Source organism: Leyella stercorea, assembly GCF_021531655.1.
The window spans coordinates 1-26,095 of record NZ_JADYUF010000025.1 but is presented as its reverse complement, the minus strand read 5'-3'; the positions used below and the strand labels follow the sequence as shown (position 1 = coordinate 26,095).

The window sequence follows — 26,095 nt, the reverse complement described above, 5'->3', positions numbered from 1 at the left end:
AGGAAGCAAAAGTAGTCCTTCACAATAAAAGGAACTACTTTTTAAAAAAATGCAAATATTATGATGGAGACAGCTCCAGTCTAATTACATTACGCCGTCTTCACGGAGCTTAACCTGCCACTTCCAAGCCGAAGCGAGCACGTCGTCGAGCTTAGCCTCTGCCTTCCAGCCAAGCACCTTGTTGGCCTTGTCGACATTGCCCCAGATCTTCTCGATATCGCCCTCACGACGCGGACCGAACTTCCAGTTGAGCTTAACGCCAGTAGCACGCTCGAATGTGTTGACAATCTCGAGTGTTGAGTTACCCTTGCCTGTACCTATGTTGAAGAATTCGAGTGGCTCGGTCTCTTGGTCGAGTACACGTGTCATAGCGCAAACGTGAGCCTTAGCCAAGTCAACTACATAGATATAGTCGCGGATACATGTTCCATCGGGAGTATCATAGTCGTTGCCGAAGATGGTGAGTTCCTTGCGGATGCCCATAGCGGTCTGTGTTACGTAAGGAATGAGGTTGTTGGGCACACCGTTAGGCAATTCGCCGATGAGTGCTGACGGGTGAGCTCCAATCGGGTTGAAGTAGCGCAGAACGATGCTCTTGATGTTGGCACCGCTGTGGATGTAGTCGGTAATAATCTGCTCGTTGATTTCCTTGGTGTTGCCGTAAGGTGATGTTGCCTTCTGGTGAGGGCAGTCCTCAGTAACGGGGAGGTTCTCGGGCTTCGGCTGGCCGTAAACGGTGCAGCTTGACGAGAAGATTATGCCCTTGACATTATACTTAGGCATGAGCTCAAGCAGATTGACGAGCGACACAACATTGTTGCGATAGTACATAAGCGGCTGCTGAACGCTCTCGCCTACGGCCTTAGATGCTGCGAAGTGGATGATACCCTCAATGGCGGGGTACTTCTTGAATACGGCCTCGGTAGCGTCAAAGTCGCGAAGGTCAACCTGCTCGAAAGCGGGACGCACGCCTGTGATTTTCTCTATACCATCGAGCACCTCAATCTTTGAGTTAGAGAGGTTGTCGACGATTACTACTTGATAGCCGGCTTCGATGAGTTCGACAGTGGTGTGCGATCCGATGAAACCGGTACCACCGGTCACTAAGATAGTTTGTTTCATAACTTTTAATTTTTATAGTTGATAAATGGGTTTTTATGGTTGGGAGAGGGTGTTGTGTCGAGACGATACTATGCCTTACCGTAGCGTCGCGGTTTGCAGTATCTGTCTACGAGTGGGGTGAGTATATTCATTATGAATATGGATATGAGCATTGCGTTGCGACTCTCGCCTTGCATATGCAGGTATACGGATATCGCTGCTATAGCAATGCCATATACAATCTTGCCGGGGTGTGACATTGGCGACGTGGTGTAGTCGGGAGCCATGAATACAGCTCCAAGCAGCGTTCCGCCACCGAGCACCAGACTGAGCGGCTGTACGCTGTCCGTACCCGTTATTGCCAATATGCCTGCCAACACTATTGTGGTAAGGATAATGCTGAGAGGAATGTGCCATGTAATGATGCGCTTCCACAGCATAAAGGCGAGGCCAAGCATTATTGCCATGGCAAAGAGATAAGGGCTCTTGGCACCATAGCCTACACCAGGCGTGAGCGCCGAACTGCCAGGACACAGAAGCGCAACACATACGCCTACGATGGCTGGATTGACGCCATTGCGCCCAAGTCCGCCAAAGGCAAACTTGCCCAGACCAATTGCTCCAACCGCCCCAAGGGCTACTGCCCAAAAGGGAGTTCGTGCTGGTAGGCAGAGCGTCATTACGAGGGCGGTGATTACGGCTGTGCCGTCAGCAAGAGTACACGGGCGGCGCATCAGATAGCGGGTTATGCCCCACTCCGCCAGCAGACATGACAGCAGACTGTAACAGCCCAAGTATATTGCATTTAGACCGTAGCTGAACACAGCCATCAGCAAGGCGGGCACAAGGGCGAAGATTACGCCGTACGTATTGCGCTTTATGCAGTCGCCGCCGTGCATGTGTGGCGAGAGCGATTCCATTCCTTCCTTGCCCGTACGGATGTAGTCGAGCAGCGGACGATAGGACGGACATGCGAACTGGCACGAGCCACACTCTATGCACGATGTTATCTGTTCGCGCTCTGCCCGTTGCCGCTTCTTGAGCATGGAGAGACGGGCGAGCAGATAAGGTTCGAGCCCCATCGGACATACGTCGACACACTTGGCGCAACGGATGCACGGTTCGGGCGTATGACGATGTGCCTCGCTACCACTCATAATGGTAAGACCTGCCAAGCCCTTCACCACCGGAACGTCGAGCGTATCAAGCGAAACGCCTCTCATCGGTCCGCCCCACAATATCTTGTTATCGCTGACGGGCAATCCGCCACAAGCATCAATCAGCTGTCGGATTGGAGTTCCTATACGTACAAGGAAGTTGGCAGGATGAGCCATCTCCTTGCCCGATACTGTGACATAACGCTCAAAGAGAGGTTTATGCTTCATCACAGCCTCGTACACGGCAAAGGCTGTTGCTACATTTATGACGATGGCACCGACATTGGCTGTAACAGCCGGTGGCGCTGGCACCTGCCGATGCAGCACAGCATCTACAAGTTGTTTTTCGCCACCTTGCGGATATTTCGCTTGAAGCGGAACAATCTCTACACGGTCGTCGTTGGCTGCCTTCTGCTGCATCAAGGCTATTGCCGAAGGCATGTTGGCACCAATACCGATATAGCCACGCTCCACTTTAGCCGCACGCATGAGCAGGTCGAGACCTACAAGCACTTCGTCGGCACGCTCCGTCATCAAGCGATAGTCGGCAGTAATATACGGTTCGCATTCTACACCATTCAGTATCACACACTCTGCCTTGGTGTATGGCATTGTGGTGAGTTTAACGTAAGTAGGCATTCCTGCCCCACCCATACCCGTCACTCCAGCCCACTTGATACGATTGATTATCTCGTCGGGGGTGAGTTCTGTATGCTCAGCAAGAGTTTCAAGATTATTAGAGCGGTCGATACTTGGCTCCCACTCGTCGCCTTCCACATTAATAACAATAGACGGTCGGGCATTGCCAGTCTCGTCAGAGACGGTGTCTATCTTGAGCACTGTGCCCGACACCGAGCTATAAATAGGTGCGGAAATGATTCCACCCGCTTCGGCAATGAGCGTGCCAACCTTCACAGCATCACCCTTCCTTACCACAGGTATGGCAGGGTCGCCAATATGCTGCGACAAAGGAAAGACGGCCTGCTCGGGCAACTCCGCCTCAATGGTAGGCACATCGGCGGTAAGCTTGTTGGCTGTGGGGTAAATACCTCCTATTCGGAATGTCTTCATTGTATTGATAGTGTGCTGGTGTCTGATTTTCAGTTTAAGAATTATGCAAAAGTACTATTATTAAACGGAACAGCAAATAAAAATGTTAATATTTTCTTTACTTTTGTTTGTCTTGTCAATAAAAAAGACGTACATTTGCACATAAACAAGCCATTGACACGCCTACAACAAGGCGTAGAAATGGACATAAACCTAAAAGTCAGAACCAAAATGATAAAACCATCTGAACAGACAACACAGCAGATTGAGCGTTTTCTGAAGAAAATAGCCCAGAAGTTCCCTAACAACGACGAGGTTTCGGCGCTGACCGATATCCATGTGCGCGTGTCGCAGGACAGCGGCGAGATGCTGGCTTTCGACGACGACGACAACGAAATCACTCGTTGCGTGGTGGAACAATGGATAGGCAACAACGACGAGGACTTCTACGATTCTGTGGAGCGGATTCTCAACAACTGCATGAATGCCTCCGCCAAGACCCTTGAGAATCTTGGCATCCTAAAGCCATACAGCTTTGTGCTCGAGAATGACGAGAAAGAGAACATTGCCGAGCTCTTCATTGCCGACGACGATACTGTCATCATCGGCAAAGACCTGATGGAGGGTTTGGACAAGGACTTGGACTCTTTCCTCAACGATTTACTAAAAGAAAATTAGGAATTAGGAGTTAGGAATTAGGAATTGGTCGCCTACGGCGATTTAGAATTTGGAGAATTAAGAATTTACAATTCCTAATTCAAACAACACCTAACTCCCAATTCGAAATAACACCTAATTCCTAACTCCTAATTCCTAACTCAAACAACTCCTAACTCCAAATTCCTAATTCGAAATAACTCCTAATTCGAAATAACTATCGTCTTAAACCAGTCGCGCAACACACCCGCATATCCATCTTGCGAGTCGCTGACGAGCACCACCACTTGGTCGCCATTATCAAGTTTCGGCCCGAGACACATACCCTCGTAATTCGCCCAGTTCTGACTGAAAAGAGAGATTGTTGTGCGCCATGAAGTGAGCAAACGCTTGCCAACGTAGGGCGCGTCAGCCTCAACGCTTCGATCCAAGGGATAAGGCTTCTCAACCGACGGATTGACTATGTACAACTTGCATTGACAGAATGCACCCATCTTAGCCTTCGGCACAAACGCCTCACGCTCCAATACGAGCAACTGGCCGTCAGGCAGCGCACACAGCTCACTCACACCCATGGCATACGTCTGGGCAGACTTCAACGTTGTTGGCATGTCCATACGATATAGATAAGACACAGGAGCTGCTGACACATCGTCACGACTGAACGACATCAATCGCAACACATTCCTACGCGGATTCTGAGGCGAGGATGCCTTGCCGTCGCAACGCAACGAACTTTCGTTGATGGTCCAGAGCTTACGGCTTATGCTGTCGTATGCCAACGACTCAAATCCATAGTTGGGCCAAAACTCCTCTTCGGGCATCGACCACTCCCACAACTTCGGCTGCTCCTTGGCTTCAGCTATAGTATTCAAGACTCCGCCGTCGGCTCCCACGCTTTCTGATTCTATGAGATATTCCTTCAGCCGGAAGCGCTGCTCGCTTGCCACTACTATTGTAGAGTCTGACACTCTGACTATTGCCTCGTTGTCAAGTCCGGCAGCTTCTACCCTACCCTTGCTGCCCAAATATTCAGCCTGTAACAGCTCACCCGTCTGCCGGCTGATATACAGACGCACATTGAAATAAAGCGCCGAGTCAGACTTGTCGCTTACCATTGCATACACATCGCCACCCATATTCGTGATGCCACTATAATTGCCTGCAGGTATGGTCTGCAAGAAATGCTTCTGAGCATGTGAGCGGACTACGTGCCAGTCGGCATCTTCACAAAACGCAGCAAGAGTCACAAAAGATAATGATGCTGCCAATAAAAACTTTCTCATATTCTAATTTTTTATGGCTAAAGTTAGAACAAATATTTTGAACTTCAAAATCATATATAAAAATATGTGTACTTTTTTGTTGTATGATGAATAAATTCACTAAATTTGCAGTACCAAAATCTTTGTTGACAATACCATCACACAAACAAAATACAACAAACATGAGAGAAAAAATAGACTGCTTTATGCCTTGCAGCGACATAAACGAACTGGAGGAGCTGCTGCAAACGCTACGACAAAGCAAGACAATACAACATATTAATCTGTTGGTGAACGGCAACAGCCGTATCTGCCAATGCGAAGACGGCAAAAAATGCATCGATGACATCACCTTCATCAATGTCGACAACCCGAATGCATCCCGAACCCTTCTCGAAGTAGAAGCCAATACCGATGCCGAGTATGTATTGCTCAATCTCAAAGCCACACCCGTGAATCTGGGACAGCACGCCCTTGACCGTATGCTACGTGTGGCTACCGACAGCGGTGCCGGAATGGTTTATGCCGACAGCTATATACAAAAGGACGGACAGACAGAGAAACATCCTGCCATCGACTATCAGAAGGGTAGCATACGCGACGACTTCGACTTCGGACAGCTTCTGCTCATACGCTCGTCGCTTCTGCACGACTATGCAGCCAAACAGCAGAAAGCCGACTATAAATATGCCGGACTGTACGACCTGCGCCTATACATCAGTCGCAAGGCTGAGATTTTCCACATCAACGAATATCTTTATACACAGATAGAAACCGACTTCAGAAAGAGCGGCGAACGACAGTTCGACTATGTCAACCCGCGCAATCGTGAGGTGCAGGTGGAAATGGAACAGGCTGCCACACGCCACCTTGAGAAGATTGGGGCTACGGTGGACACTTCACACTACAGAAAACCCGATTTCAGCGAGCAGGACTTCTGCTGCGAGGCTTCGGTTGTGATTCCTGTATATAACCGCGCCAAGACCGTGGCAGACGCCGTAAAGTCGGCACTCAGCCAGAAGACCACTTTCAAGTATAACGTTATCGTTGTTGACAACCACTCTACCGACGGCACATTCGAGATACTCAACGACATTGCCAAGGAAGACAAACGACTCATCCATATCGTGCCGACGCGAACCGACCTCGGCATCGGCGGATGCTGGAACGTAGCTATCGACGACGAACGATGCGGACGCTTTGCCGTACAGCTCGACAGCGACGACCTGTATTCGTCGCCTCAAACCCTGCAACGCATTGTTGACGAATTCCATCGCCAGGGCGCAGCCATGATCATCGGAAGCTACCGCATGTGCAACTTCCAGCTCGAAACGCTGCCTCCAGGACTGATCGACCATAGCGAGTGGACCGACCTCAACGGTCCTAACAACGCTTTGCGCATCAACGGACTCGGCGCTCCACGTGCCTTCTTCACCCCGATATTGCGACAAATACAATTCCCCAATACAAGCTACGGCGAGGATTACGCCCTCGGTCTTGCCTTCTCGCGCAAATACCGCATAGGTCGCATCTTCGACGAACTGTATCTGTGCCGACGTTGGGACGGCAATAGCGATGCAGCCCTGAGCATCGAACGACAGAACGCCAACAACCTCTACAAGGACCGTCTGCGCACTCTCGAAATCTCCGCCCGACAACAAATGTCTGCCGGCAACTCCGACGCTACTACCGACAGTTCGCTGCAACGTTTCTTCAACCGACAACTCGAAGTATGGGACGATGCCAGACATCACTTCCACGACCTTCGTAATGTGAAGACGCGCGAGCTCACTTGTGGCGAGATTACGCTCAAGTTGCAGTTCAATCCTGCACGCATCGTGTCGACTGGTGCCAACATCGAGAAGAAGGCTATAGCCAAGCGTCCATGTTTCCTGTGCGAGCAAAACCGCCCAGCCGAACAGATGCAAAAGCATATTGACAAGAACTTCACCCTGCTTGTCAATCCATTCCCCATAATGCCACAGCACTTCACCATTCCTCTGCGTGCACACCGCCCGCAGAGCATCGGATTGAACTACGGCGAGGTGTATCGACTGCTCGATACTTACCCCACGCTTACAGTTTTCTATAATGGTCCGAAGTGCGGAGCATCAGCACCCGACCACATGCACTTCCAGGCTATCTGCTCGGGCATGCTGCCGTTGCAGAACGACTGGGCACGACTCAGCCACGACCTCGACATTTTAATCAAGAAAGACGACAAGGGCGAACTGGCTGCACTCAAGAACACACCGATACCATTGTTCGTAATACGCTGTACAGACCGCTCTACCGGCGAACAACTATTCCGCCAACTGTACACCTCGCTACCCATGCACGGTGGCGACACCGAACCAATGATGAATATCCTGGCTTGGCGCGATGGCGACAGCTACCTGTCGGTAGTGATTCCACGCAGCAAGCATCGTCCCGACTGCTACTTCAGCAACGGCGACGCACAACGCCTCGTCAGTCCGGGAGCTTTGGACATGGCGGGATTTATCGTCACACCACGACGTGAAGACTTCGAAGCCATCACATCCGACGAGGCTCTCAGCATACTGAAGGAGTGCGGAATGAAGCAGTCGGAGTTTGCCGAGACCGTCGAGAAGCTGCGCACACGCTCTAACGAAGCTTCGCAAGACAACCACTTTGCCGGCAAACAACCATCGGTATCGGTAGGTATTGTGAGCGGGGCTAAGATTTCGTTCTCACTCAACAAGCCTTACATGGCAAAGGGCAACCTCATAGAGGGCGAACAGACGGTAGAATTCCACGAGGGTGGCATCCTGTGGAACGGCATGCAATACCGCGAACTGACATTCCACCCACAGTCTGCCGACGCTTCGTTCTCGCTTCACGACGTAACTATTGGCGTCAACTTCCATTGGGAACGACAGGAAACTCAGACTTTCCTCGGCTCGTTGCGACTCGTGGTCGACTCCGACAAGGTGTGTGCCATCAATGAGCTGCCTGTAGAGACTTATCTCGAAAGCGTAATATCAAGCGAGATGAGCGCCACATCGAGCATCGAACTACTCAAGGCCCATGCCGTAATATCACGCAGCTGGCTGCTCGCACAGATTGAGCAGCGACGCAAGCAGCAGACAAGTGCCGGACAAAACGGTTTCTTCTCGTTCATACGCAAGGACGACGAACTGATAAAATGGTACGACCGCGAGGACCATACCATATTCGACGTTTGCGCCGACGACCATTGCCAACGCTATCAGGGCATAACAAAGGCTACAAGCCCACAAGTGGCACAGGCGATTCACGCCACACGCGGACAGATACTCCTGAACGATAACGAGATTTGCGACGCACGATTCTCCAAATGCTGCGGTGGTGCTACCGAGGAATTCCAGTACTGCTGGGAGAATATCAAGAAGCCTTATCTCGTGGCTGTAAGGGACCTGGCACCCGTCAAAGGCAAGGATGATGCAGACTGCAACCTGCCCGACCTCACCATTGAAGCCAATGCCGAACAATGGATACGTACTGCACCCGAATCGTTGTGCAATACCAACGACCGGCAGATACTCTCCGAGGTTCTCAACGACTACGATCAGGAGACTACCGACTTCTATCGCTGGCACGTCACCTATACGCAAGAACAATTGCAAAGTCTTGTGACCGAACGACTGAAAATCGACTTTGGCAACATCGTCGACATCATACCCGTCGAGCGAGGACGCAGCGGACGCATCTGCCGACTGAAGATTGTGGGCACCAAGCACTCCTTCACTATTGGCAAGGAACTGGAGATACGCCGCGCTCTGAGCGACACTCATCTCTATAGTAGCGCTTTCGTTGTCGACAAGGAAGACGTTAAGGACGGAGTACCGCAGACTTTCCGACTGACTGGTGCCGGATGGGGACACGGCGTAGGCCTCTGCCAGATTGGTGCTGCCGTAATGGGCGCCAAGGGATATAATTACGACCAGATTCTGCTGCACTACTATCGTGGTGCGGAGATAAAGAAAATTTACAAATAAAGAAGTTGAGGAGTTGTGGTGTTGAGATGGTGTTGGTTTGTAATGTAGCTTTATTTCAAGCTGTCAACATTTCAACAACACAAAAACAAAACAACACCACAACAACATCTCAACATCTCAACATTTTTTCAGCATGAAAAAAACAAGTCCGTGGGCATGGATTCCCACATTATATTTTGCCGAAGGACTGCCCAATGTCGTCGTCACAGCCCTGTCTATTGTAATGTACATGCAGATGGGGCTGACTGACGCTGAGGTGGGACTATATACCGGTTGGCTCGCTCTGCCATGGGTTGTAAAACCGTTGTGGAGCCCGTTCATCGACCTTCTGAAAACCAAGCGTTGGTGGGTGCTGACAATGCAGCTGCTCATGGGCAGCGCATTGGCTGGCATAGCCTTCACTCTGCCTACCCCGATGTGGTTTCAAGGCTCTATGTTCTTCCTCTTCGCCATGGCGTTTGCCAGCGCCACACACGACATATCTGCCGACGGCTTCTACATGATTGAGCTTGACGAGCACAATCAGGCCAAATATGTTGGTATGCGCAATACGTTCTACCGACTCGCCGTGATATTCGTCAACGGAGCACTCGTGTCGCTCGCCGGACTACTGGAACATACTTTCCATATGTCGGTGGTCTATACCTGGACGCTTATATTCTACGTACTGGCGGCTCTTTTCATCGGCATCTGGCTCTACCATTGCCGCATGATGCCACGCCCTAAGGACGATGCCAGTTCGGACAAAGGCTTTGGCGAGGTGGCTGCCGAACTGAAGAGAATGCTCATCACATTCTTCTCTAAGTTCGGAGTCAAGGAAACCATATTCGTTATGCTCTTCCTTCTGCTCTACCGTTTCCCTGAGGCATTGCTCAACACAATGACCAAGACATTCCTAATGCGCCCGCCATCTGAGGGCGGACTCGGACTGTCGCCCGAAGAATATGGTCTGGCACAAGGCACAGTAGGACTTATCGGACTATTGCTGGGCGGAATAATCGGCGGTATATTGGTAAGCCGCGACGGCATGAAGAAATGGCTCTGGCCTATGGTTTGCGCCATTACGTTGCCCGATGTGGTGTACATCTACCTGAGCTATACGCTTGAGTCAAACCTATGGATTGTGTCGTCGTGTCTCTTTGTCGAGCAGTTTGGCTATGGATTGGGCTTCACCGTGCTCACGCTATATATGCTCTACTACTGCAAGGGAAAGTTTCAAACATCACATTATTCTATATGTACCGGCATATCCTACCTCGGACTGATGCTTCCCGGCATGGTGTCGGGCTATCTGAAGGACTATGTAGGCTATCAGAAATTCTTCATCATCGTAATGGTATGCTGCCTCATAACATTCATCGTTACAGCATTCCTGAAGATCGACCCGGAATTTGGAAAGAAAAAATAAAACCATCCCCCTTTCCACTCCTCCCGTATGGATGGGAACAATATATAAAAAGATTTACAATCATAACATATGACAGACAACAACCATAACACCCAATATCCAACGTCAACTAACCGTTTGCGTTGGTCGTGGTTTCCGTCGCTTTTTCTTGGCGACGGAATGTTGCTGTCGTTGATAGTGCTGGCATTGGTAGTGCTGCGCCGCTTCGGGCTCAACAACGCCATTACCACACTCTACATTTCATTGTTGTGCTTGCCATTCTTACTGCGTCCTCTGTTCGAGATGGTTGTTGCCCACTTCCATGGCACCACTAAAGTATGGATTCTCTCTTCCGAATTCATCTGCACTCTTTCGTTGTGGGCCATCGCCTTCACACTTCCCACCAACTATTGGTTGCAAGGTTTCCTGTGTTTTATGCCTTTCATCATGGTTTCGGGCATATTCTACAAGATAGCCATTCGCCGATTCTACATCAACAAAACCGCCGACGTGCCACCATTCCATAAGCTTATAGCACGACTTTCACGCTGTGCCTCATTGATGTTCGGCATCGGCGCAATGACTATGCTCACCGGAAACCTGGAGGTATTGACCCGCAACGTGCGCTATTCGTGGAGCATCGTGTTCTACATTATGGCTGGCATCGAATTCTTCCTGTGGCTGTGGCACAGCATATTCCTGCCTGGAGGCAAGAAGCCCTATGCTCAGTCGAAGGATTTGACGGGACTCCATCGTGGCGAATTCCGCCTCGTCATGCGAATGATGACAAGCGGGCTGCGCAATCATTTTATGCTCTTCTCGTTGCTATTTATTCTGCCTGGAGCATTGACAGCAGCTATTTCTCCCTTGCTTTACATCGATGCGCCACACAATGGCGGATTAGGATTGTCGCCACAGGAATTCGGTCTGTCATTTGGCACAATAGGCATTATAGCGCTGTTTGCTGGAATCCATCTGGGCAATAAGGCCATAGCACGATGCGGACTGCGCCGTTGTATCCTGCCAATGGCATTGCTCATGTCGCTCCACGGACTGATGATGACATTCCTTAGTTTCAATACGGCTGCGACACTCGGCATCGTCTGTTTTTCTACATTTATAGCTTATGCTGCGCTCGGCTTCGGAATGTCGGGTTACTGGGCTATTGTCGACCGTTTCGCCTACTCCGGTAGCGGGAATGAGTTGCGCAATGCAATCGCATTGGGCATAATGTCGCTCATCGTTATCGTTTCTGTATTGCTCTCCGGACTGACGCAAAACGATATTGGCTATCGTCAGTTCTTCATATTGACAACGGGCTTTTATATTGTGCCCATAGTAGTGGCTGCTGTCAATGTTTTCATGTTCCGCAAATAAAAGGAATTTGATACAATTTCTAAAGTTGCTCTTCAGACATTCAAAAGTTGTCCTTTCGCACTCCAAAAGTAGTCCTTTTACATAACAAAAGGAGCCCTTTTGCACTCCAAAACGAATACATTTGGAAGGCAAAAGGACTCCTTTATTTTTTTAGTCGATAAATCGCTTCACAATATCACCATATTTATCGATGCGACGGTCGCGAAGGAACGGCCACCAACGGCGCACATCCTCGCTATGAGCAAGGTCTACATCAACAATTATGCTCTCCTCCTTATTGGGTGCAGAGCGATAGAGCATTTCGCCCTGCGGACCTACTACCATCGACGAACCCCAGAATTGTATTCCCTCAGTCTGTCCGCTCGGGTCAGGTTCGAAGCCTACACGGTTGACCGAAACGACTGGCAATCCGTTGGCAACGGCATGTCCACGCTGCACAGTTGTCCAAGCCTCGCGCTGGCGCTGCTGCTCTTCGTCTGTATCATTTGCAGCATAACCTATGGCTGTAGGATAAATCAGGAGTTCTGCACCCTGCAGAGCCATAAGGCGTGCAGCCTCGGGATACCACTGGTCCCAGCATACGAGCACGCCAAGCTTGCCCACGCTGGTCTGAATAGGATGAAAACCGAGGTCGCCCGGTGTGAAGTAGAACTTCTCGTAGTAAGCCGGATCATCAGGGATGTGCATCTTGCGATACTTGCCTGCTATCGTTCCGTCGCGCTCTATTACAACGGCGGTGTTGTGATAGAGTCCCGGAGCACGACGCTCGAACAATGATGTCACGATTACAACGTTGCATTCTCTGGCTACAGCACCAAAGAAGTCGGTTGAAGGGCCCGGTATCGGCTCAGCCAAATCAAAGTTGTCAACGTCTTCAACTTGACAGAAATACAACGAATTGTGCAATTCCTGCAGTACTACGAGTTCGGCTCCGCGTTCTGCCAAGTCTCTTATGCCATCGGCAATACGCAGAATGTTTGATTTTATATCAGCAGTATTATGCAGCTGAAGATATCCTATTTTCATAAACGATTATTTATTAATTACTAATTATTAATTATGATATGGTCAAGTTAATTGCCAGAATGCAACGGCAGCAGCTGTTGCTACATTGAGCGAGTCAACTCCATGCGACATCGGAATGCGCACTACGTAGTCGGCTTCGTCGATAGTCGACTGTGGCAATCCGTCGCCCTCGTTGCCCATTACAATAGCCAGTCGTGGCTCAGCCATTAGTTGCGGATTGTCTATCGACACCGAACGGTCGGTAAGAGCCATAGCTGCCGTGCGCAATCCTGTCTTGCTCAAATCGCTGAGCGAGCAGTCCATCCACGTCCATGGAATAGCAAACACCGAGCCCATCGACACTCTTACGGCACGACGATTTAGGGGGTCGCACGATGTACGGGTGAGCAAGGCGGCGTCAATGCCCAAAGCTGCTGCCGAACGGAATATCGAGCCTACGTTAACGGCATCAACAACTCCGTCTATCACCACCACTCGTCTGGCTTCTCGGCACACTTCCTCCACACTCTTGAAGCAGGGACGATACATTGCACACAATACGCCGCGTGTCAGCACATAGCCCGTGAGCGAAGCAAGCAGCTGGCGGTCGCCAGTATATACGGGTACGTCCGTGCCGCATCGGCTTATTATCTCAGCCGCATCGCCATCCACATGCTTACGTTCGCACAACAAGGACAGGGGCTTATAGCCGGCATCCAGAGCACGGCTTATCACCTTTGGACTTTCCACGATGAATATGCCGTTGTCGCCCTCGTAGCTATGGCGCAACTGCTTCTCGGTGAGATTGCCGAATACCTCTACACCTGGATGGCTCAATGACGTTATTTCAATAACTGGCATGTTTCTTTATTTTATTTCAAAAGCCAGACTCTCCTGCTTCAGTCCGGCAGGCAGAGCGACCTTTACTCGTCCGTCTTTCTTTGTAAACTTAAGATTCTTGCCCGTAGCGAGCAGCTTTATCGACTTGCGAGGCACGTTGCCTGTCCACTCTACTGTCTGCGGCAACTTCTCTTTATCGGGCAAAGCGTAGATGGCATAGGTAGTCTTGTGATCCTTCGACGAAGTGAACCATACTTTACCATCATGATAAACCTTGGCATTGCGTGTGCCATAAATAGCCTTGCCATTCTTGCGCAGCCACTCACCCACTACATGCAGGCGGTCGGCAACGGCCTTGTCAAACTGTCCATACTGGTCGGGACCAATGCCAAGCGCAAAGCATCCTCCCTTGGCTGTTATCTCTGCAAGAGTGTTGATAATCCACTGAGCCGACTTGTAGGGAGCGTTGGGAGTCCAACCCCAATCCCACGACAATGTGATGCAGCTTTCCCAGGGATATGACAACTGATGGTCGGGAATGCCACGTTCTGGAGTCTGATAGTTCTCGTTGCGTCCTTTTATTGCACGGTCTACCGAGATCAGTCCGGGATTGCGCTTGCGTGCCTCAACCAGAATGCTGTCCAATCCAACTTCTTCGCCCGTTACCCATCCGCCGTCAAGCCATAGTATGTCGAGTTTGCCATAGTCGGTAGTAAGCTCGCCAAGCTGGTTCTGTGTGAACTTCTGGTAGTTGCTCCACCATTCCGGATGACGTTCCTTCTTGTAGTTTATCGAACGTGTGGCTGTAGCATACTCCGGACTCCAGAACCAAGGACAATGCCAGTCGGGCTTGGAGAAGTAGCATCCTATCATAAAGTTCTTCTTGCGGAATGCGTCAAACACATAGCGTGCTATGTCGCGCTTCGGATTGTTCTTGAACGCCTCGCCATGTGCTATGCTGAAGTCGGTATACTTCGAGTCGTACATACAGAAACCGTCGTGATGCTTGGTTGTGAAAATCATGTATTTCACTCCTGCGTCCTGCATCATATCGGCCCATTGGTCGGGATCAAACTTCGAAGGATTAAACTCGTCCTTCTGTCCCCAATACCATTTCTTATAGTCGTCGTAAGGCAAATGATGCTTCTTGCGCGATATCCAGTCTACGTCTTCCGAACAGATGCTCCACGACTCCACAATGCCCTGAATGCTATAGAGTCCCCAGTGCATCAGCACTCCGAACTTCTGGTCCTGCCATTGGTCGAGCTTGTTGAGCACCTGCTTGTCTGTGGGCCATTCATATCCGTCCTCCGACGACTGTTCGTGTACAAATCCCTGCACCTCCTCTTGTGCACATAGGTTTGTCATAGGCATCATGCCAAGCATTGCGGCTAATGCAATCTTTGTAATTGATGTTCTCATTTTTTTGTTTTAGGTTTATTTTTTTTAGCTTTAACGTTGTAGTTTGCCGCTCCGACTATTGTCGGCACTCCTCAGGATACTGCATTGTGAGGCAATGTATAGAGCCGTGCTGTCGAACGATGGTCTGCGAGTCAATGCCTATGATGTCGTAGCCGGGGAACGCCTCAGCCACAAGTTCAAGAGCACGGGCGTCGTTTTCCTCCTGATTGTATGTAGGAACTATCACGGCTCCGTTTATAATCAGGAAGTTGGCATAAGTGGCTGGCAGTCGGTCGCCATCGTCATACAACGCATCTGGCATGGGGAGCTTGAGCAACCGATATGGCCTGCCATCGGCATCGGTGGCTTGCTGCAGCTGGTTCTCAAGAGCCTTAAGGTCGGCATACTGCGGGTCGTTTTCGTCGTCGCAACCTACATACAGCAGAGTGTTGTCTGGACATACGCGCACTATTGTGTCGATATGGCCGTCGGTGTCGTCGCCGATAAGTTGTCCGTAGTCGAACCACACTATCTTGCGTGCACACAGACGCTCCTTGAGCACAGTTTCCACCTCTGCCTGCGTCATAGGCTGATTGCGGTGAGGAGCCATAAGACACACGCTTGTAGTGAGCACCGTGCCGCGACCGTCGCTCTCTATCGAACCGCCCTCAAGCACAAAGTCGTCATAGTCGACACGCTCGCCGCTGAACACACCCTTATCATATAAGGTACGGTTTATGCGGTTGTCCTTGTCGGCAGCAAACTTCTCGCCCCATCCGTTGAATCGGAAGTCGAGCAGTCGGCACGAAGCTGAAGCGTCGGTTGTAGGAACAAGCGTAATGAAGGCATGGTCGCGTGCCCATGTGTCGTTATTATCGCTCTCGTAGATGCTGACGCGCGCCATCTCATCGTCGTTCAGACTCTCGGCAAGCACTTCACGCACACGCTCGGGATATTTGGCAGCAATGACAAGCGGCTCATAATGTGCCACAGCCTTGGCTATCTGCACAAATGTCTCGGTGATATCGTCAAGATAATCGCGCCAGTCGGTGTCCTCATGAGGCCACGTCAGTTGCACACACGATTGGGTGTACCATTCGGCAGGAAGTATATAATTGTTCATAGTGTTTATTGTTTCAAGTACTTTTCGAGTACAAATGTAATACAATTATGTCGAAACTATGCCGTTAATTCTGCAAAAAACACTATTTTTGTACTCCGAAAACAATTAAACTATATAAATGAAAAAATTCATCCTCGACCTTACGGTCAATTCTGTTGAAGCTTTGAGCGACAAGCACGTCCTCATCAAGCTTACCGACGACAAGCCTTTGCCCGAGATGCTTCCGGGTCAGTTTGTCGAGATACGTGTCGACAATTCACCTTCGACATTCCTCCGTCGTCCTATTTCTATCAACAATGTCGATTACGATGCCAATGAACTGTGGCTGCTCGTGGCTGCTATAGGCGAAGGCACCAAGCGACTCCAGCAGCTCAAGAAGGGCGACCGCCTGAACTGTATATTGCCGCTCGGCAATTCGTTCACCATGCCTACCGATGCTTCGCAGAATGTGCTGCTTGTCGGTGGTGGCGTTGGCGTGGCTCCGCTGCTTTACTTCGGCAAGAAGCTTAAGGCTATGGGCATTGAGCCTACTTTCCTTCTCGGTGCACGTACTGCTAAGGACGTATTGGAGAAACCGCTGTTTGAGGAGGTGGGACGTGTGCTCATCACTACCGAGGACGGTTCGGAAGGCGAGAAAGGTTTCGTCACAAACCATTCGGTATTGTCGCAGGAGAACTTCGACTTCATCTCTACATGTGGTCCCAAGCCTATGATGATGGCTGTAGCCAAGTATGCCTACAAGAATAACATCGAGTGTGAGGTTTCGCTCGAAAATAAGATGGCTTGTGGCGTAGGTGCCTGTCTGTGCTGTGTAGAGAAGACTGTAGACGGCAATAAGTGTGTATGCAAAGAAGGTCCGGTAATGAATATAAAGAAATTGTCATGGCAGATTTAAGTGTAAAAATAGGCGGTCTGAAACTCAAGAATCCCGTTATGACCGCATCGGGAACATTCGGCTACGGCCTTGAATTCGCCGACTTCGTGCCACTCGATGGCATCGGCGGCATAATCGTTAAGGGCACTACGCTCAATCCGCGCGAGGGCAACGACTATCCGCGTATGGCTGAGACAGCACAGGGTATGCTCAACTGCGTTGGTCTGCAGAACAAGGGTGTCGACTACTTCTGCAAGAACATCTATCCGCAGATTAAAGACATCGACACCAATATGATTGTCAATGTAAGCGGTTCGTCGCCCGACGACTATGCCGAGTGTGCTGCTCGCATCGACGCTCTCGACAATATTCCTGCCATCGAGCTCAACATCAGCTGCCCCAACGTAAAGCAGGGCGGTATGGCTTTCGGCGTTACCACAACTGGTGCAGCCAGCGTAGTACGCGCCGTGCGCCAGCGCTATCACAAGCCCATCATCGTAAAACTCTCGCCCAACGTTACTGACGTAACTGAGATAGCACGTGCCGTGGAGGCTGAAGGTGCCGACAGCGTTTCGCTCATCAATACACTCATGGGTATGGCTATCGACATCGAGCGTCGCCGCCCGTTGCTCAGTATCTCTACTGGCGGACTGAGTGGTCCTGCCGTCAAGCCCGTAGCTCTGCGTATGGTATGGCAGGTGGCTAAGGCTGTGAAGATTCCAGTAGTAGGTCTTGGAGGCATCTGCACCGCTGAGGACGCCATTGAGTTCCTTATGGCAGGCGCTACAGCCATCGAGATTGGTACAGCCAACTTCCTCGACCCTGCCGTTACTATTAAGGTACGCGACGGTATCAACCAGTGGCTTGACAACCACGGATGTACATCTGTAAGCGAGATTATCGGAGCACTCAACGACTAAGATTTTCTATTTTAATATCATCAAAACAAAGCTTAATGAATATGGAAAATAACGGATATCCTGCCAAGCACTACGACCAGCCTACAAAGCGGTATGTGCAGACCATGGACCTCAAGAGCGACGACAACGAGATCATACGCCGCTATCGCGAGGCTCACGACAAGGAACATTTTTGGACAGAGATAGGTCGAGGCATCAAGGCTGTGGGCATTCTCGAAATGGAGGTTTACATTCAGGGCACACGCCTTGTGATGATTGTCGACGCTCCTGCCGACTTCGACTGGAATTCGGCAATGAGCCGACTCGCCACCATGCCACGCCAGGCTGAATGGGAGGCACATGTGGCTCAGTTCCAGTCGTGCGACGACAACGCCACTTCCGACCAGAAATGGCAGATGATGGAACGCATATTCCATATCTATGACGAGCAATAACACCTATATTCAAGCACATTTAAGCACACACTCATGAAGAAACTCCTGTCCTTACCCCCTAATCTTGTGGGATGCTTCCACAACATTACCCATCTGCCTGCCGACGAATGGTTCTGCACCAACGACCCTGTCGGCACCAAGCTTGGGTCGGGCGGTGGCACCACATGGCTGCTGCGTGCTGCCTACGAGGCAGAACATGGCAACCAGACATTCGACGAATGGCTCGCATCCGACAAGCGACTGTTGTTGCACGCCGGCGGACAAAGCCGACGTCTGCCTTCGTATGCACCGTCGGGCAAGGTACTCACACCGCTGCCTGTGTTCCGTTGGGAGCGTGGACAGAGTCTCGACCAGTCGTTGCTTTCGCTTCAGGTGCCGCTCTATAATCGCATAATGAACATGGCGCCACACGGACTAAACACTATGATAGTCAGTGGCGACGTGTTCATACGCACCACTTCACCATTGCCACCCATACCAGAATGGGCTGACATAGTGTGCTACGGACTGTGGCTCGGACCCGAAACCGCCAAGAATCATGGCGTGTTCGTGTCTACACGCGAACAGCCTACACAGCTTAAGTGTATGCTTCAGAAGCCGTCGGTAGAGACATTGGCTTCGCTCACTACCGACCACTTCTATCTTACCGACATCGGTGTGTGGATACTCAGCGACCGTGCCGTAAAGGTGCTCATGCAGCATTCCACTACCGAAGGTCATATCACCGAAGGTCCGGTCACAGCCTACGACATGTACGGACAGTTCGGTTGCGCTCTCGGCTCCAATCCAACCATTGCCGATGCAGAAGTGGCAGACTTGAAGGTTGCAATTCTGCCTCTCACCGGTGGCGAATTCTACCATTTCGGCACATCTCACGAACTCCTATCGTCGATGCTCGCAATACAGAATCTTGTCAACGACCAGCGTGAGATAATGCACCACGACCGCAAGCCGCACCCTTCCATCTTCGTGCAGAATGCCGACATCAAGATACGCTGGACACAATCCAATCGCAACGAATGGATTGAGAACGCATGCATAGGCGAACAATGGACTCTGACACGCGACAATATAGTGACCGGAGTGCCTGACAACGACTGGAACATAACGCTCGCACCTGGCCAGTGTGTCGATATTGTGCCCATAGGTTCCAACCAGTGGGCTGTACGCCCATACGGATTCAACGATGCCTTCCGCGGACCTCTTGCCGATGTGGAATTCCTCGGCAACAGCTTCGCTTCGTGGGCTGACGAGCATGGCATCGACATCGCAACTATTGAGGGCGGCCACGACCTTCAGGCAGCACGCATCTTCCCTATTGTCGACAACATCAACGACATGGGCATTGTGTTGCGATGGATGCTCTCCGAAGCTAATATTGACGAGGGCAGACATATATGGACAACCGCTCGCCATATGAGTGCCGACGAGATTAGCAACGAAGCCAATCTGAGTCGTCTCGTAAGCCAGCGCACACACTACCGCGCCCACAATCTGCCTATGATTGCACGCAACTGGCAGCATAGCGTGTTCTACCAGTGCGACCTGCACAACCTTGCCGGCCAATATCGTGACAACGACATCGACCTACCCTCACCCCTGCCTTCATCAGCACCTTTATTAACAAGAGCATGCGACGCTATGTTCCGCTCAGAGGCTACAGCCAATGAATCTGCCTCTTACGAAGCGCAGGCATTCGGATTGCTGCGCGAAGGTCTTACTGCCGATGCCTTGCGTGTAAGCCAGCGTCCACGTCTGTCGGTATATGCCGACCAGATTGTGTGGGGACGCTCACCTGTACGCATCGACATAGCAGGCGGATGGACTGACACCCCACCTTATTGTCTTATGGAGGGTGGCAACGTGGTCAACATAGCCATCAACCTTAACGGGCAACCACCATTGCAGACTTACGTCAAGCCATGCCTTCAGCCGCACATCGTACTGCGCAGTATCGACCTCGGAGCATCCGAGACGATTACCACATACAACGAGTTGGCTGAATACAACCGCGTGGGTTCGCCGTTCTCCATTCCTAAGGCAGCATTGGCTCTTGCCGGATTCCTACCACAGTTCTGCACCGACTCCTACCCCACTCTTGAGAGTCAGCTACGTGCTTTCGGTTGCGGTCTTGAGGTGACATTGCTTTCTGCCATTCCTGCCGGTTCGGGATTGGGCACCAGCTCGCTCCTCGCTTCTACCGTGCTCGGCGCGCTCAACGACTTCTGCGGAGTGGGTTGGGATAACACCGACATAGGTCATCGCACTCTTGTGCTCGAACAATTGCTCACCACGGGTGGAGGATGGCAGGATCAGTTCGGTGGACTGCTACCTGGCGTAAAGTTGTTGCAGACCGACCGTGGTTTTGCACAGACACCCGAAGTGCGTTATCTGCCTGACACGCTCTTCACACAGTCTGACTACAAGGCTTGCCACTTGCTCTACTACACAGGCATTACACGCACCGCCAAGACCATCCTTGCCGAGATTGTACGACGAATGTTCCTAAATGAGCACAACCAACTTGCCATGCTGCGCGACATGAAACAGCACGCCCTTGATATGTTCGATGCCATACAGCGTATGGACTTCAATCGTATGGGACGTCTCGTTGGTCGCACATGGCAACAGAACCAGCTCCTTGACACTGGCACCAATCCCCCTGCCGTACAGGCCATCACCAGCCTCATCGACGACCTTTGCCTCGGCTACAAACTGCCAGGTGCAGGGGGTGGCGGCTATCTATACATGATAGCCAAAGACGAAGAGGCAGCAGCACGCATCCGTCGCATCCTCAACGAACACCGCCCCAACGACAAGGCCCGCTTCGTAGAAATGAGTCTGTGTCAAAAAGGATTTCAAGTGAGCAGAAGCTAAGAAAACAAGAGAATACAATATTTAATGAGACAATCACTACAATAGAATTAAGGCACAGCTCCTCCCCAGGAGTTGTGCTTTTTTACGTTTATAAAAGTTTAAAAATTCCTTTTACTCAAGTAGAACGTTCTGATGATAATGAGTACCGTTTTCAGTACCGCCCAACTGGTACTGGAGTTTCATATAGGTGGTACTGGAGTTTCACTTATGTGGTACTGGAGTGTTACTCATGTGGTACTGGCAAAGAACTTATATGCATAAATCAGGCATTCCAATTGATGAGTTCCTCGTATTTAAGATAAATTGCATAATTTATGGCTTCTTTTTCAGAATCAAACTTTCCGATACGAGTGCTTTTGCGAACAAATTAAGTAAATTTGCACTTGCATGTTGAATTCACGTTATGGAGTTTTCTACAAAGTAAGAAAAAATGAAAATATGAACAGAATAAAGGAAGAGCAGCGAGTTGTAGAGCAGATGATACGGCTGTACTGCAGGAAGAAGGAGGGCAACAAGGAGTTATGTCCTGAGTGCCAAGAGTTGCTACAGTACGCTCATGCAAGACTGGAACGCTGCAAGTTTGGCGAAAACAAGCCAACCTGCAAGAAGTGTCCCATTCATTGCTATAGCCCTCAGATGAAGGAACGAATGTGCAAAGTGATGCGCTGGGCTGGTCCGAGAATGATTTTGTATCACCCGATAGCTGCCATCAAGCATATAATAAGAGAAATTTGAAACAAAGTAATATGAAGAAAATATTTATCATGAGCATCATAACCATGCTATTAAGCCTGTTTTCTTGTCAGGCGCAAAATAAAGGCTATAAGAGTCTGTCGGCAGATGACTATGAGAAAGCCATTTCTGACACCACAGTAATCCGTCTCGACGTACGAACCGCTGAGGAGTTTGCCGATGGACATATTCGTGGCGCAATCAACATTGACGTACTGCAATCAGACTTCGAGCAGAAGGCCACCGCCACTCTTCCAAAGAGCAAGACAATCGCCGTGAACTGCCGAAGCGGCAAGCGAAGCAAGAATGCCGCAGCTATATTGACAAAGAACGGCTATAAAGTAATAGAACTCGATTCCGGCTTTAATGGTTGGCTGGCAGCAGAAAAAGAAATCGTAAAGAAATAAATTCTGCAACTATGAAACTCGCTGATACTCTTCCGCAAATGAGAAGTCTTGTAGCCCACAATTTCACTGGAAGTCTGGCTCTTGCATGTACCATCATCGGCATTCCTTGGGGAAAACAGCATTTCAAGATGGCTGGGCTTTCGCTCGCACCATTCGGCAAGGATGTAGAGTTGGGATTTTAAAGAGATACAGATTGCGCTGATGGCGTATCAGCATATGAATCTTTGGAAACAAATAGTTTGAAATTTATGGCAATAACTATTGATACAACAAACCTCTGCTCGCATCTTCAGAAGAAGTTGTTTGAACCCGAGGGAGTATATTATCCTATCTGGCAAGCCATACAGAACGATGATGAGTTGACTGCCGTGGTTCGTTCACGACAGCTTCATATCTATCGCAACGGCAAGAAGATTCTCATTCTCGCTGGCAAGGCTCAGCCGAAGATTATCAGAGAGGACAAACTGAATGAATTGATAATAAAATAAAGAACGAAGCGTATGAATTTTCCAGAAATATATTCAGCAACAGGCATGATGGAGCTGATTCAGCAGATCGGCTTCCTCCCTCTCCTTGATAGCGGCATTGTAGGATTCTCTGCCGAAGACATCGTGGCAGAGGATTGCCGATATGTAACTTTCCCTGAAGGCGGCTGGGACTGGCCGCTATGGAAATGGAAAGGCGAAATTGTACAGGAAATGCCGTGTATGTACGGAAAGTTCTTCAATAAGAAAGCAGGATTCATCAGCCCGGAATGGTGGCCGGACTTCTGCAACTATAGAAGAAGCAAGTTTCCTCGCCCGAATGAAGAATCAATAGAAGGAGCCATTCTCAGTACACTTCAATCATCGGGCAGTCTCATCACGAGAGAACTTCGGGAAGCCTGCGGTTTCACGGGCAAGGGAATGAGAAGCAAGTTTGACGGTTTTCTCACCCGACTGGAAATGGCGACTTACATCGTGACCGAGGATTTCATCTACCCTCGTGACAAGCACAATCATGAATATGGCTGGGGATGGTCGCTGCTCAATACTCCCGAAGATCTCTATGGCAGGGAGGCTTGCCAATGCAACCGCACTCCCCAAGAATCTTACCAGATGATTTTCGAGCATCTGAAAGAAATCCTGCCTGATGCTTCGGATAAACAGATTATCAAATTAATAGGATAAAAATAATCAAATTAATTAGGATAAAAATGAGAAAAGAATCAAGAGCAATGGATAGTGTATGGGCATTGGAAGTAATGCACAAGGCTCCGTATATAACTGTAAGTTTCATTGACGAAGACGGCAAGCCTTATGGTTTACCCCTGTCACTCGCATCAGATGATGATGTGAACTGGTATTTTCATGGTGCCTTGGAAGGCAAGAAACTGGAGGCAATCAAGGCTCATCCTGAGGTTTGCCTTTCGGCCGTAACCCGTTGTGCGCCTACAGTTGGTCCGAAGGACGGCAGTTTCACCCTGCAATTCAAATCAGCCATCGCATTCGGCAAGGCAGAAATCGTGACCGAGGATGCAGAGAAAATTCATGGTCTTAGATTAATCTGTGAGCGTTTCCTTCCTAAACACATGGATGCTTTCGACCAGAGCATCGCCCGTTCCCTATCACGCACGGCTGTTGTTCGCATCACACTTACCGAGCCGCCAACCGGCAAGCGTAAGCAGTATGATAAGGAAGGCGTGGAAATGAAATATGGCAGAATGGAATAAATCCCCGATAATGGTAACATCTTCCGAAAACCAGGTATAAGCTCTTTTGGAGAATGTACGTATCTTTGCAGAAGATTAAAAGGCTTAGGATTATGAAGGAATTATTCTTTAATACTATACAGGACTTCAACGACTTCATTGGGGTGGAAACTCTTCATCCATTAGTAAGCATTGCACGTGTAGAGAACACCTCTCCTATTCAGAAAGCTGTGCATCACTACGGACTTTATGCCCTCTTTCTGAAGGAAAACAAGGGCTGTAAATTGTCATACGGCAGAACTGAATATGATTTTGACGAGATGACCGTCACCTCGTTTGCTCCAGGACAGTCGGTTAATGTTGAACCCATTCCTGGAGTTCCGGTTGCAAAATATACGGTATTGGCTTTCCATCCCGACCTGCTCAACCGCACCCAGCTTGGCAAGGACATCTCCCGCTATGAGTTCTTCGACTATACAAGCAACGAAGCTCTACACCTATCCGCTGCCGAGGTAAATATCTTCCGTGATGTGCTCTCAATGATTAAGCAGGAACTCGAGCATCCTATAGATAGGCATTCGCGTGAACTCATCGTTTCAAACATCGAGTTGCTGCTGAACTACTGTCTGCGCTTCTACGACCGGCAGTTTATCACACGCGAGGAAATAAATCATTCGGTGGTCAAGAAATTCATCTCTCTGCTCGATGAATACATTGCCCATGAAGCGATGCGTGAAGGGCTGCCTACCGTAGCCTACTTTGCCGACAAATGCTGCTATTCGCCTAAATATTTCGGCGAATTAGTCAAGACCGAGACTGGCAAAACCGCTAAGAGTATGATCAACGACCGACTGTTTTCGGCTTCCCGCCAACTGCTTGATGATGAAACCTTAACCATTACGCAAGTCAGCCAGCGCCTCGGCTTTGAGTATCCTCAGCACTTTGTCCGCTTTTTCAAGTCACAGACGGGAAAGACACCAAGCGAATATCGCAAGACTGCATAAATACAAGGAAGCATATATAGAATAACTGTTATTTTTTACATCGAAGATGTTTTCTGGAGAAGAATTTGAAAATATAATACAATGAAGAAAATAGTACAGACAGCAGGGCGCACCCAACTGGGCGAGTTTGCCCCGGAGTTCGCCCACCTCAACGACGACATCCTCTTCGGAGAAGTATGGAGCCGCAATGACCTGCTTTCATTGCGCGACCGCAGTTTGGTAACAATCACTTCGCTCATCAGCCAAGGAATCACCGACAACTCGCTGAAATATCACTTGCAGTCGGCAAAGAACAACGGCATCACCCGCACGGAAGCGGCAGAGATCATCACCCACATCGCCTTCTACGCAGGTTGGCCAAAAGCCTGGGCAGCATTCAATCTGGCAAAGGAGGTATGGAACGAAGATGTATTTGAGCCAGGTTGCCGCAACAACTGGCACACGCACCACGCTACAAAGGGTGGCGGGCAAATGCTGGTAGGCGTAGCCGGACGTGGCTGGTATCAGGAAGAAGGCAAGCCTGCGCAGGAGATTATCCCAGGCACAGTCATCCATATTCCTGCCAACGTGAAGCATTGGCATGGTGCAGCAAAAGACAGCTGGTTTGCCCACCTCGCCTTTGAAATACCTGGCGAGAACACCTCCAACGAGTGGCAGGAGGCTGTGAGCGATGAGGAATATAACAAGATAAAATAACAACTATAAGATTTTACAATTATAAAGAAGATAAAGTTAAGCAATGGCGTGTAAATGCCACAACTTGGATATGGTGTTTATCAGGTGGAACCTGATGAGT

22 protein-coding genes and 2 pseudogenes are annotated in these 26,095 nt (G+C 49.9%); 16 read left to right on the top strand and 8 right to left on the bottom strand.

The window, feature by feature from the left end:
• Window positions 1–84 precede the first annotated feature (84 nt).
• From galE to rsxC, 3 genes and pseudogenes are all read right to left on the bottom strand, one after another.
• Window positions 85–1,122, bottom strand: a complete 1,038-nt coding sequence (gene galE / locus I6E49_RS08580) for a UDP-glucose 4-epimerase GalE (protein WP_235401811.1) — start codon at window positions 1,120–1,122, stop codon at window positions 85–87.
• 68 nt (window positions 1,123–1,190) lie between these two features.
• Window positions 1,191–2,021 carry an RnfABCDGE type electron transport complex subunit D gene (locus I6E49_RS08575; RefSeq protein ID WP_262911533.1) on the bottom strand — a complete coding sequence of 277 codons (831 nt, stop codon included), beginning with the start codon at window positions 2,019–2,021 and terminating at the stop codon, window positions 1,191–1,193.
• Window positions 2,022–2,027: 6 nt separating this feature from the next.
• A pseudogene (rsxC, locus tag I6E49_RS08570) lies at window positions 2,028–3,329 on the bottom strand (electron transport complex subunit RsxC); the annotation flags it as partial.
• 213 nt (window positions 3,330–3,542) lie between these two features.
• Here rsxC and I6E49_RS08565 point away from each other — a divergent pair.
• Window positions 3,543–3,986 carry a hypothetical protein gene (locus I6E49_RS08565; protein ID WP_235401845.1) on the top strand — a complete coding sequence of 148 codons (444 nt, stop codon included), beginning with the start codon at window positions 3,543–3,545 and terminating at the stop codon, window positions 3,984–3,986.
• A gap of 182 nt (window positions 3,987–4,168) precedes the next feature.
• On the opposite strand, the gene I6E49_RS08560 is transcribed toward I6E49_RS08565, so the two are convergent.
• Entirely contained in the window at window positions 4,169–5,251 is a 1,083-nt protein-coding gene (locus tag I6E49_RS08560; RefSeq protein ID WP_235401809.1) for an esterase-like activity of phytase family protein, read from the bottom strand.
• Window positions 5,252–5,412: 161 nt separating this feature from the next.
• On the opposite strand from I6E49_RS08560, the gene I6E49_RS08555 reads away from it, so the two are divergent.
• The 3 genes from I6E49_RS08555 (at window position 5,413) to I6E49_RS08545 (ending at window position 11,992) form a co-directional block, all read left to right on the top strand.
• The gene (locus I6E49_RS08555) at window positions 5,413–9,228 is read left to right on the top strand and encodes a DUF4922 domain-containing protein (RefSeq protein WP_235401807.1); all 3,816 of its coding nucleotides are present in this window, start codon (window positions 5,413–5,415) and stop codon (window positions 9,226–9,228) included.
• 133 nt (window positions 9,229–9,361) lie between these two features.
• Window positions 9,362–10,636, top strand: coding sequence for an MFS transporter (locus tag I6E49_RS08550; RefSeq protein WP_235401806.1), 1,275 nt, complete (start codon window positions 9,362–9,364; stop codon window positions 10,634–10,636).
• A 69-nt stretch (window positions 10,637–10,705) separates the two neighbouring features.
• Complete coding sequence (locus I6E49_RS08545) at window positions 10,706–11,992, top strand: hypothetical protein (protein ID WP_235401804.1); 1,287 nt, start codon at window positions 10,706–10,708, stop codon at window positions 11,990–11,992.
• 150 nt (window positions 11,993–12,142) lie between these two features.
• Here I6E49_RS08545 and I6E49_RS08540 read toward each other — a convergent pair whose 3' ends face one another.
• The 4 genes from I6E49_RS08540 to I6E49_RS08525 are packed head-to-tail and all read right to left on the bottom strand — an operon-like array spanning window position 12,143 to window position 16,361.
• Entirely contained in the window at window positions 12,143–13,018 is an 876-nt protein-coding gene (locus I6E49_RS08540) for a carbon-nitrogen hydrolase (RefSeq protein ID WP_235401803.1), read from the bottom strand.
• A 42-nt stretch (window positions 13,019–13,060) separates the two neighbouring features.
• Window positions 13,061–13,858, bottom strand: a complete 798-nt coding sequence (locus tag I6E49_RS08535; protein WP_235401802.1) for a TrmH family RNA methyltransferase — start codon at window positions 13,856–13,858, stop codon at window positions 13,061–13,063.
• 6 nt (window positions 13,859–13,864) lie between these two features.
• Window positions 13,865–15,259, bottom strand: a complete 1,395-nt coding sequence (locus tag I6E49_RS08530; RefSeq protein ID WP_235401801.1) for an alpha-L-fucosidase — start codon at window positions 15,257–15,259, stop codon at window positions 13,865–13,867.
• A gap of 55 nt (window positions 15,260–15,314) precedes the next feature.
• The gene (locus I6E49_RS08525) at window positions 15,315–16,361 is read right to left on the bottom strand and encodes an agmatine deiminase family protein (protein ID WP_235401800.1); all 1,047 of its coding nucleotides are present in this window, start codon (window positions 16,359–16,361) and stop codon (window positions 15,315–15,317) included.
• A gap of 118 nt (window positions 16,362–16,479) precedes the next feature.
• On the opposite strand from I6E49_RS08525, the gene I6E49_RS08520 reads away from it, so the two are divergent.
• From I6E49_RS08520 to I6E49_RS08465, 12 genes and pseudogenes are all read left to right on the top strand, one after another.
• A complete protein-coding gene (locus tag I6E49_RS08520; protein ID WP_235401799.1) occupies window positions 16,480–17,256 on the top strand; it encodes a dihydroorotate dehydrogenase electron transfer subunit in 777 nt (258 codons plus the stop codon).
• Entirely contained in the window at window positions 17,244–18,155 is a 912-nt protein-coding gene (locus I6E49_RS08515) for a dihydroorotate dehydrogenase (protein ID WP_235401798.1), read from the top strand. Before I6E49_RS08520 ends, I6E49_RS08515 begins: the two co-directional genes overlap by 13 nt.
• 41 nt (window positions 18,156–18,196) lie before the next feature.
• Window positions 18,197–18,589 (top strand): L-rhamnose mutarotase, encoded by a 393-nt coding sequence (locus tag I6E49_RS08510; RefSeq protein WP_235401796.1) that lies wholly within the window; start codon window positions 18,197–18,199, stop codon window positions 18,587–18,589.
• A gap of 33 nt (window positions 18,590–18,622) precedes the next feature.
• Window positions 18,623–21,466 carry a bifunctional fucokinase/fucose-1-phosphate guanylyltransferase gene (locus I6E49_RS08505; protein ID WP_235401795.1) on the top strand — a complete coding sequence of 948 codons (2,844 nt, stop codon included), beginning with the start codon at window positions 18,623–18,625 and terminating at the stop codon, window positions 21,464–21,466.
• A gap of 438 nt (window positions 21,467–21,904) precedes the next feature.
• Window positions 21,905–22,201 carry a nitrous oxide-stimulated promoter family protein gene (locus tag I6E49_RS08500; RefSeq protein ID WP_235401793.1) on the top strand — a complete coding sequence of 99 codons (297 nt, stop codon included), beginning with the start codon at window positions 21,905–21,907 and terminating at the stop codon, window positions 22,199–22,201.
• 11 nt (window positions 22,202–22,212) lie between these two features.
• Complete coding sequence (locus tag I6E49_RS08495; protein ID WP_235401792.1) at window positions 22,213–22,605, top strand: rhodanese-like domain-containing protein; 393 nt, start codon at window positions 22,213–22,215, stop codon at window positions 22,603–22,605.
• Between the two features lie 56 nt (window positions 22,606–22,661).
• A pseudogene (locus tag I6E49_RS08490) lies at window positions 22,662–22,787 on the top strand (YccF domain-containing protein); the annotation flags it as partial.
• Between the two features lie 72 nt (window positions 22,788–22,859).
• Window positions 22,860–23,093 carry a hypothetical protein gene (locus I6E49_RS08485; RefSeq protein WP_235401843.1) on the top strand — a complete coding sequence of 78 codons (234 nt, stop codon included), beginning with the start codon at window positions 22,860–22,862 and terminating at the stop codon, window positions 23,091–23,093.
• A 12-nt stretch (window positions 23,094–23,105) separates the two neighbouring features.
• On the top strand, window positions 23,106–23,774 hold the full coding sequence (locus I6E49_RS08480) for an AlkZ-related protein (protein WP_235401791.1): 669 nt from the start codon (window positions 23,106–23,108) through the stop codon (window positions 23,772–23,774).
• A 26-nt stretch (window positions 23,775–23,800) separates the two neighbouring features.
• A complete protein-coding gene (locus I6E49_RS08475; protein WP_235401790.1) occupies window positions 23,801–24,316 on the top strand; it encodes a pyridoxamine 5'-phosphate oxidase family protein in 516 nt (171 codons plus the stop codon).
• A 92-nt stretch (window positions 24,317–24,408) separates the two neighbouring features.
• Entirely contained in the window at window positions 24,409–25,299 is an 891-nt protein-coding gene (locus I6E49_RS08470; RefSeq protein WP_235401789.1) for a helix-turn-helix domain-containing protein, read from the top strand.
• A gap of 81 nt (window positions 25,300–25,380) precedes the next feature.
• Complete coding sequence (locus I6E49_RS08465) at window positions 25,381–25,995, top strand: carboxymuconolactone decarboxylase family protein (protein WP_235401788.1); 615 nt, start codon at window positions 25,381–25,383, stop codon at window positions 25,993–25,995.
• Window positions 25,996–26,095 lie beyond the last annotated feature (100 nt).